At 62.0% G+C, this 13867-nt stretch carries 13 protein-coding genes; 7 read left to right on the top strand and 6 right to left on the bottom strand.

Annotated features, from left to right (window positions below):
* Positions 1-119 precede the first annotated feature (119 nt).
* Positions 120-779, bottom strand: a complete 660-nt coding sequence (locus ABD654_RS11115) for a hypothetical protein (RefSeq protein WP_344704954.1) — start codon at positions 777-779, stop codon at positions 120-122.
* A 187-nt stretch (positions 780-966) separates the two neighbouring features.
* Between ABD654_RS11115 and ABD654_RS11110 the strand changes: the two genes are divergently transcribed.
* The 4 genes from ABD654_RS11110 to mtgA all read left to right on the top strand — a co-directional run bounded on the left by ABD654_RS11110 (position 967) and on the right by mtgA (position 5329).
* Positions 967-2331, top strand: coding sequence for an L-serine ammonia-lyase (locus ABD654_RS11110; RefSeq protein WP_344704953.1), 1365 nt, complete (start codon positions 967-969; stop codon positions 2329-2331).
* Positions 2332-2427: 96 nt separating this feature from the next.
* Entirely contained in the window at positions 2428-3537 is a 1110-nt protein-coding gene (locus tag ABD654_RS11105) for an S-(hydroxymethyl)glutathione dehydrogenase/class III alcohol dehydrogenase (RefSeq protein WP_344704952.1), read from the top strand.
* A 114-nt stretch (positions 3538-3651) separates the two neighbouring features.
* Positions 3652-4503 carry an S-formylglutathione hydrolase gene (gene fghA, locus ABD654_RS11100; protein ID WP_344704951.1) on the top strand — a complete coding sequence of 284 codons (852 nt, stop codon included), beginning with the start codon at positions 3652-3654 and terminating at the stop codon, positions 4501-4503.
* Between the two features lie 115 nt (positions 4504-4618).
* On the top strand, positions 4619-5329 hold the full coding sequence (gene mtgA / locus ABD654_RS11095; protein WP_344705151.1) for a monofunctional biosynthetic peptidoglycan transglycosylase: 711 nt from the start codon (positions 4619-4621) through the stop codon (positions 5327-5329).
* Between the two features lie 18 nt (positions 5330-5347).
* Here the strand turns inward: mtgA and ABD654_RS11090 are convergent, their stop codons facing one another.
* Both ABD654_RS11090 and ABD654_RS11085 read right to left on the bottom strand, forming a co-directional pair.
* On the bottom strand, positions 5348-6112 hold the full coding sequence (locus ABD654_RS11090) for an EAL domain-containing protein (RefSeq protein WP_344704950.1): 765 nt from the start codon (positions 6110-6112) through the stop codon (positions 5348-5350).
* Between the two features lie 47 nt (positions 6113-6159).
* A complete protein-coding gene (locus tag ABD654_RS11085) occupies positions 6160-7086 on the bottom strand; it encodes a DMT family transporter (protein WP_344704949.1) in 927 nt (308 codons plus the stop codon).
* A gap of 161 nt (positions 7087-7247) precedes the next feature.
* On the opposite strand from ABD654_RS11085, the gene ABD654_RS11080 reads away from it, so the two are divergent.
* The 3 genes from ABD654_RS11080 to ABD654_RS11070 all read left to right on the top strand — a co-directional run bounded on the left by ABD654_RS11080 (position 7248) and on the right by ABD654_RS11070 (position 10489).
* Entirely contained in the window at positions 7248-7637 is a 390-nt protein-coding gene (locus ABD654_RS11080; protein ID WP_344704948.1) for a DUF4168 domain-containing protein, read from the top strand.
* 216 nt (positions 7638-7853) lie between these two features.
* Positions 7854-9764, top strand: a complete 1911-nt coding sequence (locus ABD654_RS11075) for a putative nucleotidyltransferase substrate binding domain-containing protein (RefSeq protein ID WP_344704947.1) — start codon at positions 7854-7856, stop codon at positions 9762-9764.
* Entirely contained in the window at positions 9764-10489 is a 726-nt protein-coding gene (locus ABD654_RS11070; RefSeq protein ID WP_344704946.1) for a 3'-5' exonuclease, read from the top strand. The genes ABD654_RS11075 and ABD654_RS11070 overlap by 1 nt, the downstream gene beginning before the upstream one ends.
* A gap of 115 nt (positions 10490-10604) precedes the next feature.
* Here the strand turns inward: ABD654_RS11070 and ABD654_RS11065 are convergent, their stop codons facing one another.
* The 3 genes from ABD654_RS11065 to ABD654_RS11055 form a co-directional block, all read right to left on the bottom strand.
* Positions 10605-12248, bottom strand: coding sequence for a BCCT family transporter (locus ABD654_RS11065; protein WP_344704945.1), 1644 nt, complete (start codon positions 12246-12248; stop codon positions 10605-10607).
* A gap of 55 nt (positions 12249-12303) precedes the next feature.
* Positions 12304-12744 (bottom strand): universal stress protein, encoded by a 441-nt coding sequence (locus ABD654_RS11060; protein ID WP_344704944.1) that lies wholly within the window; start codon positions 12742-12744, stop codon positions 12304-12306.
* An 86-nt stretch (positions 12745-12830) separates the two neighbouring features.
* On the bottom strand, positions 12831-13736 hold the full coding sequence (locus ABD654_RS11055; RefSeq protein ID WP_344704943.1) for a glycine betaine ABC transporter substrate-binding protein: 906 nt from the start codon (positions 13734-13736) through the stop codon (positions 12831-12833).
* Between the last annotated feature and the right edge of the window lie 131 nt (positions 13737-13867).

Raw genomic sequence — 13867 nt, 5'->3', positions numbered from 1 at the left:
TCACAGCGCCTGTGGGCGCCCTTCGCGCACGAAAGTGCGCTCCCACCGCCGCGTTTCGCCTCCCTGCGCCCGGGGGACGCCAGAAGCCATGTGCCTTTGCCGCGCCCGGCGAGGCTGCGTCAGCTGCTGGATGTGGCCTGCAGGCGAGCGCGATAGATGCGGCGTGCCAGCAGCAAAAGCTCAATCATGGCGAAAAGAATCAGGGCATAGCCCATCAGTTCCACCACTTCTTCTGCCATGCTTTTGATGCTGCCCAGGTAGCGCTCCTGCATGACGGCCTGCCAGACTTCCTTGCGACCGTAAAGCCGGGAGAACGCATAGGTGGTAAAAAAGCCGGCGGTAAACAGCCCCAGCGAGAAGCTGTTGGCGTACTGGCCAAGCTCGACGGCAAAGCGGCGCCAGTTCATGGCGACCCGCGTCATGCTGGGCAAAATGATCGCGGCAACCAGCACCTTCCAGGCATGTTCGGCCACGTAGGCATCCAGAAAGGCGTCCTGTTCGCGAACCAGCGACGCGCCGAGAAAGGCCAGCAGCAGCAGCGTGACGTTGGGCCAGACGTTCAGGCGCTGGCGCACGTAGAGCAAAATGCCGCAGGCAAGGGTGAGAAAACCTGTTTGAGTGAGCTCGGTAAAAGCCAGTTCGGAAAAGCGCAGATCCGGCAGGTAGGCCGCTTCCAGATAGGCGCCCTGGGCAATCGCGCCGGTTATCAGCAGGTAAAGCGTAGCGCGTAGAAAAAGCGCGCCGATACCGATAGGCCATGCAGAAGAAGTGTGGTGCATCATACGTCCTGACATGCACGCCGGTAAAAGCCGGCGCGCCTTGGTTCATGGATAGGGTTAGCTTTGGTTCATGGGCTAAACATGCAAAGATGTATGCCAGTATATCGCGTTGTATTCGGGCATGCACCACGCGTGCCCAGCAGGGCGATGGGCAACGCCGCAGCCATCGGCGATGAAAGGGGGAGTCATGGCGATTAGCGTATTTGATCTGTTCCGGGTGGGGATCGGTCCGTCGAGTTCGCACACCGTGGGGCCGATGCGCGCTGCGCGTGCCTTTGCCTGTGCCTTGCGCGACCTTGATATCGAACGCATCAGGGTAACGCTGCGCGGCTCGCTGGCCGCCACCGGGGTGGGCCACGGTACCGATCGCGCCGTGGTGATGGGGCTGGCCGGTGAAACGCCGGAGGGCATCGACCCGGACGGCATCGATGCGCGCCTGGCCGCGCTGGACGCCGGCGAGCCGCTGGTGCTGGCGAACGGTCAGCGCGTAGCGTTTTCCCGCCGCGACGATATCGGCTGGGACGACCGCTGCCTTGCGTTTCACCCCAACGCCATGCAGCTTGCTGCCCTGAGCGGCGCTCGCGTAGTGGCGAGCGAAACCTACTACTCGCTGGGCGGCGGCTTTTACATCGATCAGGCCGGCGCCGACCACGGCGGCGCCGGCGACGACACCACCGCGCTGCCCTACGCCTTCGCCAGCGCCGCTGAGCTGCTGGCCCTGTGCCGCCGCCACGGCATGCGCATCAGTGAGCTGATGCTGGCCAACGAGCGCACCTGGCGTGGCGAGGCTGATATTCGCCGCTCGCTGCTGCATATCTGGGCGGTCATGCGCGAAAGCATCGACAACGGCCTGGCCGCCCGGGGGCATCTACCCGGCGGGCTTAACGTGCGCCGCAGGGCGCGCCAGCTCCACGAGCAGCTTCAGGCGCCCCAGGATCAGCGCCTGATCGTTTCCAGCTTTTCATTGATGGACTGGGTCAACCTGTTTGCCCTGGCGGTCAATGAGGAAAACGCCGCGGGGCGGCGCATGGTCACCGCGCCCACCAACGGCGCGGCGGGCATCGTGCCGGCGGTGCTGGCCTACTATCTCAAGTTCGAGCCGGACGCCGGCGACGATGACATCGTCAACTTTCTGCTGACCGCCGGGGCCATCGGTATTCTGTGCAAGGAAAACGCTTCGATTTCCGGCGCTGAGGTGGGCTGCCAGGGCGAGGTAGGCTCGGCCTGCGCCATGGCGGCCGCCGGGCTTGCCGAGGTGCTGGGCGGCAATATCGATCAGGTGGAAAACGCCGCGGAAATCGGCCTGGAACACAACCTGGGGCTGACCTGTGACCCGGTCGGCGGGCTGGTGCAGGTGCCGTGTATCGAGCGCAATGCCATTGCCTCGGTCAAGGCCATCAACGCCGCGCGCATGGCGCTGCACGGCGACGGCGAGCACTTTGTTTCGCTGGACAAGGTCATCCGCACCATGCGCGATACCGGCCGCGATATGCAGGACAAATACAAAGAAACGTCCAAGGGCGGGCTGGCCGTTAACGCCATTGAGTGCTGAGGCTACAAACCTTGCAAGATGTTGTAATATATACGAGATATCACGGAGACAAACCACGGCGCCCGCGCCGGGTCGATAAGCAAGAGGAGTGAAACGATGAAATCACGTGCTGCGGTGGCGTTGGAAGCAGGCAAGCCGTTGGAGCTTGCCGAGATCGACGTAGAAGGCCCGAAACACGGTGAGGTGCTGGTGCGTCTGGTGGCGACCAGCGTGTGCCACACCGACGCCTACACGCTGTCCGGCGCTGATCCGGAAGGCAACTTTCCGGCCGTGCTGGGCCATGAAGGCGCGGGCATCGTGGAAGACATCGGCCCCGGGGTCAGCAGCGTCAAGCCCGGCGATCACGTCATCCCGCTTTATACCGCCGAGTGCGGCCAGTGCAAGTTCTGCCTGTCGGGCAAGACCAACCTGTGCAGCAGCGTACGCGCCACCCAGGGCAAGGGGGTGATGCCTGACGGCACGTCGCGCTTCTCGCTGGACGGCAAAAAGCTGCATCACTACATGGGCTGCTCCACCTTCAGCGAATATACCGTGCTGCCGGAGGTGTCGCTGGCGGTGGTGTCCAAACAAGCGCCGATGGACAAGATCTGCCTGCTGGGCTGCGGCGTCACCACCGGCATCGGTGCGGTGATGAACACCGCCAAGGTCGAGCCGGGCGCGACGGTGGCGGTATTTGGCCTTGGCGCCATTGGTCTGGCGGTGATTCAGGGCGCGCTGATGGCCAAGGCCAGCCGTATTATCGCCATTGACGTTAATCCGGAGAAGTTCAAGCTGGCCGAGCAGTTTGGCGCGACCGACTTTGTCAATCCCAAAGACTACAGCGCTTCGATCCAGGAAGTCATTGTCGATATGACCGACGGCGGCGTGGACTATTCGTTTGAGTGCATCGGCAATGTTAACGTCATGCGCCAGGCGCTTGAGTGCTGCCATAAAGGCTGGGGCGAGTCGGTGATTATCGGCGTGGCCGGCGCCGGCGAAGAAATCGCCACGCGGCCGTTCCAGCTGGTGACCGGTCGGGTCTGGAAAGGCTCGGCGTTCGGCGGCGTCAAGGGCCGCACCGAGCTGCCCGGCTACGTCGATCAGTACATGAAAGGCGAGATCAACATCGACGATTTCATTACCCACAATATGGCGTTTGAAAAAATCAACGAAGCGTTTGATCTGCTGCACGCCGGTGAAAGTATTCGCACCGTGCTGCACTATTGAGCGTAGCGGCTACAGCCACCGGTGCTTGCCTACAAGCGCAAGTATCAGTTTCAATTGCGCGGCTGCAGGCCGCGCACCGGGCGCCAAGGCGCCAGATATCAACGGGAGCCTGCCATGAGTATGAGTGAAACCCTGGAGTTGGTGTCGGAAAACCGCAGTTTCGGTGGCTGGCATAAACGCTATCGCCACTACTCGCGGGCGCTTGATTGCGACATGATCTTTGCCGTCTACCTGCCGCCCCAGGCCGAAGACGGCCGGGTGCCGCTTTTGTGGTGGCTTTCGGGGCTGACCTGCAACGACCAGAACTTCATGGAGAAAGCCGGCGCCCATCGGGTCGCAGCAGAGCTTGGCGTGGCCATCGTCTGCCCGGATACCAGCCCGCGGGGCACCAACCTGCCCGGCGAGCACGATAGCTTTGATTTTGGCTCGGGCGCGGGCTTTTACGTCAACGCCACCCAAGCGCCGTGGAACGCCCACTACCGCATGTACGACTATCTGGTGGAAGAGCTGCCGTCGGTAATGCGCCTGCAGTTCCCGGTCAACGGCCGGGAGTCCATCAGCGGTCATTCCATGGGCGGGCACGGCGCGCTGACGCTGGCGCTGCGCCATCCCGGGCGCTTTTGCTCGGTCTCGGCGTTTGCCCCGGTGGTCAACCCCATGGCATGCCCCTGGGGGCAAAAGGCATTCAGCCATTATCTGGGCGAGGATGTCTCCCGCTGGCGCCAGTACGACGCCTGCGAGCTGGTGGCCAACGGCGCATCGCGCCAGCGGCTCTTTATTGACCAGGGCGAGGCCGACCCGTTTCTTGAAGAGCAGCTCAAGCCTGAAAACCTGGAAGCGGTGTGCGAAAAGCACGACCATCCGCTGACGCTGCGCCGTCAGCCGGGCTACGACCACAGCTACTTCTTCATTGCCTCGTTCATTGAAGATCACCTGCGCTATCACGCCGAGCAGCTGTATAAATAAACCCAAGCCGACACTGCGGCGCGCCGGACGCTCGTCGGGCGACGGCGCGCACCGTTTTTCCGCTGGCCGGCAGGGCGCAACGCCTTGCCGGCCGCGTTCACGTCTGCATCTGGCGATAGCGCGGCTATGGCAGCGGGTAGCGCAGCTTCTATGGCGCTTGGCGCTGGCGTTTGTGCTGGGGTCGCTGGCCCTGGTGCTGGTGTTTCGCGCGGTGCCGCTGCCGGGCTCTATGGTGATGGCCGAGCGCAAAGTGCAAAGCTGGATCACCGGCGAGCCGCTGGATATCGACTATCGCTGGCGCGGCCCAGAGGCGCTCAGCGATGCGGCACGCATGGCGGTTATCGCCGCGGAAGACCAGCGATTTCCCACCCACGGGGGCTTTGATTTCGTTGAAATTCGCCGGGCGCTTGCCGCGCGTCTGGGCGGCGGGCGCCTGCGCGGCGCCAGCACGCTGAGCCAGCAGACCGCCAAGAATGTCTTTTTGTGGAGCGGGCGCAGCTGGCTGCGCAAAGGACTTGAGGCGTGGTTTACGCTGCTGATCGAAATTTTCTGGGGCAAGCAGCGCATTCTGGACGTCTATCTTAACGTAGCCGAATGGGACCGCGGCGTGTTCGGGCTGGAAGCCGCCGCACAGCACTACTTCGGCGTGCCGGCAAGCCGGCTTGACCGCCGTCAGGCAAGCCTGCTGGCGGCGATTTTGCCAAGCCCCCTAACGCGCAGCGCCGCTAGGCCTGCGCCGCGCGTTGAGCAGCGCAGCCGCTGGATTCGCCAGCAGATGCAAAACCTTGGCGGCGCGCGCTACCTCAAGGGTTTGGCCGACGAGTAAGCGCCGGGCTGCCCGGCACTACGCGTACTTGTCGTCGGCGATGTTGGCGATGGCCTCAAACGCCGGGCGCGCAAAGTAGAATCCTTGCTGTATCGGCATGCCCAAATCCGCCAGGCAGCGAGATTCATCGCGGGTTTCCACGCCCTCGGCAACCAGCCCAATGCCCAGGCTCTTGGCCAACATGGCCACGCTGCGCAGCAGCGCCTGGCGGCGGATGTCCGTATCACAGCCCATGACCAGCTCGCGGTCTATCTTCAGCGTGTCCGGGCACAGCTCAGTGAGCAGGTCAAGATTGGCATAGCCGCTGCCGAAGTCATCAAGGGAGGTGGAAAAGCCCATGGCGCGGTAGCTATCGATAATGCGGCGCATGTGCGCGCGATCCTGCATCCACTCGGTTTCGGTAATTTCAAAATTGAGCCGCTCGGTGGGCCAGCCTACCTGCTGTGCGGTGGCAAGCGTCGCTTCGATGCAGGCGCGCGGTTCGTACACCGCGTTGGGCATGAAGTTGATCGACAGGCGCTCTTGTATGCCCAGCCGGCTGGCGAGCTCAATGGCCCGGATACGGCAAGCCTGGTCAAAGCGATACATCAGCTCATCGGTAACCTGGGCGAGTATGCTGCCGGCCGATTCGCCATCGGGGCCGCGGACCAGCGCTTCGTGATAAACGGTTTGACGCTGGTTGACATCCACAATGGGCTGAAACGCCATGCTAAACGTAAACGGCAAAGGCATATCGCAGCGGTTGCAGTGGCCGGCGACGCGTGCGCAATGATGGTTGGACATAGGGAAAACTCGCAGTGAAGGCGCCGAAATATCGTCGGCGTCGATGGTTATCTATTGTTTACCGGCGCCGGTGAGGCCCGCGCGACAAGAATCACGCCGCCGATCGCGATGGCCATACCGACCAGGCCCGGCCAGGGCAGGCGTTCATCAAACAGCCACCAGGCTTGCAGCGCGGTGACCGGCGGTACCAGATAAAACAGGCTGGCTACGCGGGAGGCTTCGCCTTTTTTGATCAGGGCCATCAGCAGCACAATGGCGGCGATGGACAAAACCAGCACCAGCCAGCCAAGGGTTAGAACGAACGTGGGTGTCCAGACGATTTGGCGCGTTTCAAAAAGTCCTGCCCCCAGGGTGAATAGCGTGCCGGCGGCCAGATACTGAATCACCGCCCCCGACAAAAGCGGCATTCGGGTACAAAAGCGTTTCTGGTACAGCGTTCCCAGCGTGATGCCCAGCAGGGCCATGATAACGCTTGTCAGCGCCCCCGGGCCAAACCCCTTGAACAGCGAATCGCTCAAATCGAGCTTGCTGCCCAGCACCAGCGCGATGCCGATAAGCCCCAATAGTAGCCCCAGCCACTGGCGTTTGCCCAGCCGCTCGCCCAGCAGCGGCCCGGCAAAGGCGGCGGTAAGCAGCGGCTGCAAGCCTACCAGCAGCGCGGTCAGGCCGGCGGGCATGCCCAGCGCGATGCTGTAAAACACCCCGGCCAGATAGGCGCCGTGCACCAGCAGTCCGGATACCGCGATATGCCCCCAGAGCCTGGCGCCGGCCGGCCAGGAGGCGCGCATGACCAGCACCAGCGGTAGCAAAACGGCCAGGGTCAGCGCGCAGCGCAGCCATAAAAAAGTAAACGGCTCTGCGTAGGGCAGGCCAAATTTGGCGCCGATAAAGCCGGTGCTCCACAGCAGCACGAATACCGCCGGCATGCTTGCCAGGCCGAGCGCGCCGGGTTGGCGCAGAGGCTGCGTGTTCATTGCGTGCCTCGCCGTAAACGCGCCGGCGTCAAGCGCCGGGTGTGCGGGTAGGCGTCGGTGACGCCGGTCGTTGTTACATTTCGAAACATTAAAACAGGAACCTGTTGGCCAGCGGGTCGTCACACAGAGACATTCATCATGCACCCGTGAGGTTTTATTTCATGCCACGTTTTACTGCATTGTTCTCCGCTGCTTTGCTTGCCACCGGTTTGATGGCGGGCACGGCCCAGGCGCAGCAGTCAACGGACACGGCCCAGAGTCAGGCACCCAGCGCCGAGTCTCAAGCGCAGGACTTCAGCGATCAGCAGCTCCAGCAGTTCGCCGATGCGTCTCAGGAAATCGCCGTGGTGTCCCAAGAGTATACCGAGCGCCTGCAGTCCGCTGAAGGCGAAAAGGCCCAGCAGGAAGTGCGCGCCGAGGCCAACGAGAAAATGATCCAGATCGTCGAGAATAGCGGTCTGGACGTTGACACCTTCAACGCCATTGGCCAGGCCATTCAGCAAAACCCGGAAATGATGCAGCGCGTACAGAAAATGGCAAGCCAGTCGTAACAGCCTGGCGCTTTGGTTGCCCCGCGCATCGGCCATTGCCGGTGCGTAAAGAGCGCACCGCGAAAGCAACGCAGCCAAAGCTGCCCCTCAGGGCGCAGCAGATCCCGGCGTAAAACGCCGGGATTTTTTTGTCGATACAGGATTGCGCTTTACCGGTGTCGGCAGGCGTTCCAGAATACCGGCCTACACCGCAACCGATAACGCCCAGGAGGCCGCATGGATGCCGAGCTGATGGAAGTTCGCCAGCACATGACCCAGTTTCCGCCCTTTGATGCGCTCAGCGAGACGCTGCTGGATACGCTGGCCGGCCAGGTAGAAGTGCGCTACTTCAAAACAGGCAGCGCTATACTGCAGCTTAACGCCAGCGTGCACGAGTTTTGCTACATACGCAGCGGGGCGGTGGAGGTCTATCGGCGGCAGGGAGACCTGTACAACCGCTTGGGCGAGGGCGATATTTTCGGCCATTTCCACTTGCTGCGCGATCACGTAGTGCGTTTTCCGGCCAAGGCCATTGAAGATACGCTGATCTACTTTATTCCCGACGCCGTGTTTCAAAAGCTCTGCAGCGCAGACGAGCATTTCGCCGACTTTGTCGAGCTGGAGCGCCCGCGGCTGGAATCCGTGGCCGAAGAGCAGCGTCAGTCCAACGATATGATGGTCACACGGGTTCGTCGCCTTTTGTCTCGCGGGCCGGTCATGGTCAGCGAAGAAACCAGCGTACAGGATGCCGCCCGGCAAATGAGCGAGGATCAGTCGTCGGCGCTGCTGGTGACGCGCCCCTGCACACAGGATACGTCGCGCTGCTTTTATGACGGCAGCGAAATGCGCCAGATCTGCGGGATCATGACCAACAGCGACTTTCGCACTCGCATCGTCGCCAAGGGCGTGTCGGCGCAGACTTCCGTGGGAGAGGTGGTGTCCCAGGTGCCCATCAGCGTGCAGGCGGACGTGTCGATTAACGAAGCCATGCTGACCATGCTGCGCTATAACATCCACCACCTGCCGGTGCTGCATCGCCAGCGGCCCCTGGGCATTGTTCATCTGTCCGATATTATCCGCTACGAAACCCATAGCGGGCTTTATCTGGTCAGCAACATTTTCAGCCGGCTGAGCGTAGAGGGGCTGGCGCGGCTGGCGCCGGACGTGCGCGCCGCTTTTGTGCGCATGGTGCAGGAAGGCGCCAGTTCCGAGGTGATCGGCAGCGCGCTTTCCACCATCGGGCGCAGCTTCACACGCCGGCTTTGCGAGCTTGCCGAGGCGTCGCTGGGCCCGCCGCCGGTGCCCTATGCGTTTATGGTCAACGGCTCCATGGCGCGCAACGAGCAGGGCATTGTGACCGATCAGGACAACGCCCTGGTGCTTGACAATACCTTTGACCCGGCGCAGCACGATGCGTATTTCCGCCGCCTGGCCGCGTTTGTCAGCGACGGGCTGGACGCCTGCGGCTACACCTACTGCAAGGGCAACATCATGGCGACCAACGCCCGCTGGCGCCAGCCGCTAGCGGTGTGGAAGCGCTATTTCCACAACTGGATCCACGCGCCGACCGCAGAAACGCTGCTGCACAGCTCCATCTTTTTCGACCTGGACAGTGCCTACGGCGAAGCCTGGCTGGTCGAGCAGCTCCAGGACCTGGTTGCAGAGCAGGCGCCGCGCTCCCCGCGGTTTCTTGCCGCCATGGCGCGTAACGCGCTCAATCGCACGCCGCCGCTGGGGTTTTTCCGCACCTTTGTGATGGAAAAGGACGGCAAGCACAACAACTCCATCAACCTCAAGCGCCGCGGCACGGCCCCTATGGTGGATCTGGTCCGCATACACGCGCTGGCCTGTGGCTCCAGCGCCCAAAACACCTTCGCGCGCCTGGACGATATTCACCGGGCGCGGGTACTGGCCTCGGGCGTGAGCGATAAGCTGCGCTATGCCTTTGAATTTTTGTGCATGTCGCGGCTTCGCCATCAGGCGATTGATATCGAAAAAGGCCGAGACGCGGATAACAACATCGAGCCGGAAAACGTTGAAAGCAGCGAGCGCCATACCCTGAAGGATGCGTTTCAGGTGCTGAGCAACGCCCAGAAGTTTCTGAAATTCCGCTATCCCATGCCCTCTAGCCAAACGGAGCGGCGCTGATGTGGGGAGTTCGGCCGCGACAGAAAATCGTTCGGGCCGACTGGGCCGGATATATGCGCTCGCGCGCCGCCGCGGCCCAAAATGATGCCGTCAAGGCGTTTTTCGCCACGCCGGTGCCGGCACCGCAAACCCCCATCGCTGACGTGCCCATGGTCGCGCTGGATATGGAGACCACCGGGCTGGACGAGCGCCGCCATGCCATTGTAAGCGTGGGCGTGGTGCCCTTTACGCTGGCGCGCATCCCGCTGGCGCACCGGCGCTATTGGGTGGTAAAGCCGTCCCGGCCGCTTTCCGGGGCGTCTATTGCCTATCATCACATTACCCATTCGGAAATTGCCGGGGCGCCGGACTTCGAGGCCATCATCGATGAGCTGCTGCCGGCCATTGCCGGCCGGGTTGTGGTGGTGCACTTTCGCAATATCGAGCGCCCCTTTCTGGAAGCGGCGGTGCGGGTACGCCGCGGGGAAGGCGTCGTGTTTCCCATGATTGACACCATGTCGCTGGAAGCGCGGCTGTACCGCCAGAGCCGCTGGGCGCGGTTTCGCCGCTGGCTGGGGCGCCCGCCGGTATCCATTCGGCTCAACGCCAGCCGCGCGCGCTACGGCCTGCCTGCCTATCAGGGCCACCACGCCCTGGTGGATGCGCTGGCGACCGCCGAGCTTTTGCAGGCGCAGGTTGCTACCCACTACCATCCCGAAACGCCGCTGAGCGCGCTATGGTGCTAAGGCAGCGCAGATTGCGCGGCCGATATACGCCGGTGCCGCAATAGAAAAGGGCAGCCCGAGGGCTGCCCTTTGCTTGCTTTTTCAATCGCTTTTTTGCTGCGCTACTGCAGCGGCGTTATACGGAACGCGGCTCGCTCATCAGCGCTTTGATCAGCGTGTAGCAGCCAAATAGCAGCACGACCGTAAACGGCAGGCCGGTAGAAACCGAGGCAGCCTGTAGCGCGCTCAGCCCGCCGCCCAGCAGCAAGGCAATCGCGATGCCGCCTTCAATGATCGCCCAGAAAATACGCTGGGGCTTGGGCGCATCGATCTTGCCGCCGGCGGTAATCGAGTCAATGACCAGCGAACCGGAGTCCGACGAGGTCACGAAAAACACGATGACCAGCACGATGCCCACAAAAGAGGTGATGGAAGAAAGCGGCAGCTGGCCCAGCATGGCAAACAGCTTGAGATCCAGCGTGGCGTCTTGCACCTCGGTGATGCCCTGCGCGACGACCTGATCAATGGCTGTACCGCCGAAAGCCGTCATCCACAGAACCGAGACCAGCACCGGTACCACCAGCACAGCGATCAGGAATTCGCGTACGCTGCGGCCGCGGCTGACCCGGGCAATAAACATGCCGACAAACGGTGACCAGGAGATCCACCAGGCCCAGTAGAAGGCCGTCCAGCCCTGTACGAAGCCGGCATCCTCACGCGCGAAGGGGTTGGCCAGGGCAGGAAGCTTGGTGATGTAGGTGCCAAGGTTAGTGAAAAAGCCGGTAGCGATTGCCATGGTGGGGCCTACGACAATAACAAAGGCCAGCAGCAGAAACGCCAGCGCCATGTTGAGCCGCGACAAGCGCTGTACGCCCTTGTCCACCCCGGCGACGACCGAAAACAGCGCCACCGCGGTGATGCCCAGAATCAGCACCACCATGGTGGTGTTGGTGTTGGGAATCCCGAACAGGTAGTTAAGCCCGGTAGAGGCCTGAGTGGCGCCCAGGCCTAGCGACGTCGCAAGACCAAACAGCGTGGCAAACACGGCCATGATGTCAATTACGTGGCCCGGCCAGCCCCAGATGCGCTCCCCGAGAACGGGGTAGAAAATCGAGCGCATGGTCAGCGGCAGCCCTTTGTTATAGGCAAAGATGGCAAGCGACAGGCCCACAATGGCGTAGGCGCCCCAGGGGTGTAGCCCCCAGTGGTAAATGGACGCGGCCATGCTCAGCGACGTGGCCGCTTCGGGGTTGCCTTCCGCGCCGCCGAGCGGGGCGCCGTCGGTGCCGCCAAGCGATGTGCTGAAGTGGGAAAGCGGCTCGGCGACGCCGTAAAACATCAGCCCGATGCCCATCCCTGCGGCAAACAGCATGGCAAACCAGCCGGCGTAGCTGAAGTCGGGCGTGGCCTTGGCGCCGCCGATGCGTACCTTGCCCAGCGGGGAGAGCACCAGGCCCAGCGCGACCAGCACGAAAATGTTGCCGCCGAGTAGAAATACCCAGCTCAGGTTGCCGGTCAGGTAGCTGAAGGTGCCGTTGAACAAAGGCGCTACCTGATCCTGAAGTGCCAGCGTGACGACGACAAACAGCAGTATAATCAGCGAAGATACGCTAAACACGACGCTGTGAAGGTCAATGGGAACCCCGAGCCGCTTGGTCGCAATGTTATCCTGGCCGACAACGTAGTCGGTATCGATCAGGTTGGCCGCGCCCTCCGGGGCGGGCACACCTTCCGAGGCGGTTTGTTCGTGCGCCTCTGGGTTATCGTGATTATTAGCCACAGGCTAATCTCCCTTGCAGGTGTCAAAGATGACGTTTATGACCAACGGTGGCTGCTTAGGCGCCGGTATCGGTTATTTCCGGCGTGCGTACCAAAAAGATGGAAGTATGCGTGCGAGAGGCGACTCTGTCCCCGTTGGCTGGAATAATCGCGTCCAAAGACTTGGGCAGGTGTGTCGCCATGATCACCAGATCGGCACCGACGTCGTCTACCGCCTCGATCAGCAGGTCGTTCAGGTTGGCGACCGGGTCAGGGGAGTGGTAGACCTTGCCGGCGACGGGGCGGCCGTGAACGGCATGCCGCTGCTGGGCAAAGTCGTCAAGCTTTTTTTGATATTCTTCAGGCGTGCGCGCAATGCTGCTGGGCGTGCTGGTGGTGACGCCCACGTAGGTGATCTTGGCATCGTAGTGGCGTGCCATGTCGGCAACCACCTGCAGTGCCGGTTCCAGCGTTTTCATGTGTGCAAGATCTACCGGCACCATAATGTGCTTGAACATGATGTCTCCTTGGTTGGCTCACATACGCTTGTGGTATCAAAAGAGGCCACGCCGGCAGACGTGGCCTGATACAGCGTGAACCGGGTTTAGCCTTTAAGCCACTCGCTGACCGTTTCCGGGTTGTTTTCGACCCACGTCCTGGCGGCCTCGTAGGGATCGTCGCTGCCTTCCTGCATCAGCATCACCTCGTTCATGTCGTCTGATGACCATTTGAAGGCTTCAAGGATCGCGTAGGCGCGGGGCATGTCTTCTTCGAGCCCCTGGCGGGCGATGGTATGAATCTGCTCGGTGCTGCCATAGGTTCCCTTGGGGTCGTCGAGGAACTTGAGGTCCCAGCGTGCAAGCATCCAGTGCGGAGTCCAGCCGGTAACGGCAATGTTTTCGTTGTTGTCGATGGCGGACTTGAGTGCGGCGGTCATGGTGGCACCGCTGCCGCTGACCAGATCATAGTCCAGGTCGTATTCTTCGATGGTTTTTTCGGTCAGGCGCATCACGCCGGCACCCGGGTCGATGCCGGTAATCTTGCCTTTGAAGCTGTCGGCATGGTCGTTCATGTCGGCGATGGAGTTCACGTCGCTGTATTCGGGAACCACCATGCCGAGCTTGGCGCCTTCAAGGTTGGCACCGACGTCGACCAGGTCATCCTTGAGCTTGGCGTAGTAGTCTTCGTGCGTTGCCGGCAGCCAGCCGGCGAGAAAGGCGTCGGTATCGCCGGTGGCAACGGACTGCCACATTGCGGCGGCGGACAGCGAGGAGGTTTCAACCGTATAGCCGGCCTGTTCCAGAACGACTTTCATCACCTCGGTGGAGGCCACGGTAGAGGCCCACTCAACGTAGGAGAGATTGATCGTTCCCCTGTCCTCGGCATAGGCGGATTCGGCGCTGAGGGCAGCGCCGGTGCCCAGGGCCTGAGCGGTGCCGGCGAGAAGAACCGCGCCGGTGGCAAGGGTCATGCTGGCAAAACGGATGTGTCGATTAAGCAGATGCTTCATGGTGCGTTTTCCTTTTAAGCAGTATGTGAACTGGTCTAATTGGAGCGGACACCCCGGTAAGCCTCATACTGGAGGCATTGGAGGTGTTCATGACCAAGAAGACGCGACGTCGGTACTCTGACGAATTCAAA

The organism is Halomonas cibimaris (assembly GCF_039537045.1).
GTDB classification, from domain to species: Bacteria; Pseudomonadota; Gammaproteobacteria; order Pseudomonadales; family Halomonadaceae; genus Vreelandella; species Vreelandella cibimaris.
This window is presented reverse-complemented; position numbering and strand designations above follow the sequence as displayed.

What these genes read in the sequence shown, in the direction of transcription:
- ABD654_RS11080 (WP_344704948.1), top strand. Translation starts at nt 7,248, where the DNA reads ATGCCACGTTTTACTGCATTGTTCTCCGCTGCTTTGCTTGCCACCGGT.
- ABD654_RS11090 (WP_344704950.1), bottom strand. Translation starts at nt 6,112, where the DNA reads ATGTCCAACCATCATTGCGCACGCGTCGCCGGCCACTGCAACCGCTGC.
- ABD654_RS11070 (WP_344704946.1), top strand. Translation starts at nt 9,764, where the DNA reads ATGTGGGGAGTTCGGCCGCGACAGAAAATCGTTCGGGCCGACTGGGCC.
- ABD654_RS11075 (WP_344704947.1), top strand. Translation starts at nt 7,854, where the DNA reads ATGGATGCCGAGCTGATGGAAGTTCGCCAGCACATGACCCAGTTTCCG.
- ABD654_RS11110 (WP_344704953.1), top strand. Translation starts at nt 967, where the DNA reads ATGGCGATTAGCGTATTTGATCTGTTCCGGGTGGGGATCGGTCCGTCG.
- fghA (WP_344704951.1), top strand. Translation starts at nt 3,652, where the DNA reads ATGAGTATGAGTGAAACCCTGGAGTTGGTGTCGGAAAACCGCAGTTTC.
- ABD654_RS11060 (WP_344704944.1), bottom strand. Translation starts at nt 12,744, where the DNA reads ATGTTCAAGCACATTATGGTGCCGGTAGATCTTGCACACATGAAAACG.
- ABD654_RS11055 (WP_344704943.1), bottom strand. Translation starts at nt 13,736, where the DNA reads ATGAAGCATCTGCTTAATCGACACATCCGTTTTGCCAGCATGACCCTT.
- ABD654_RS11115 (WP_344704954.1), bottom strand. Translation starts at nt 779, where the DNA reads ATGCACCACACTTCTTCTGCATGGCCTATCGGTATCGGCGCGCTTTTT.
- ABD654_RS11105 (WP_344704952.1), top strand. Translation starts at nt 2,428, where the DNA reads ATGAAATCACGTGCTGCGGTGGCGTTGGAAGCAGGCAAGCCGTTGGAG.
- ABD654_RS11085 (WP_344704949.1), bottom strand. Translation starts at nt 7,086, where the DNA reads ATGAACACGCAGCCTCTGCGCCAACCCGGCGCGCTCGGCCTGGCAAGC.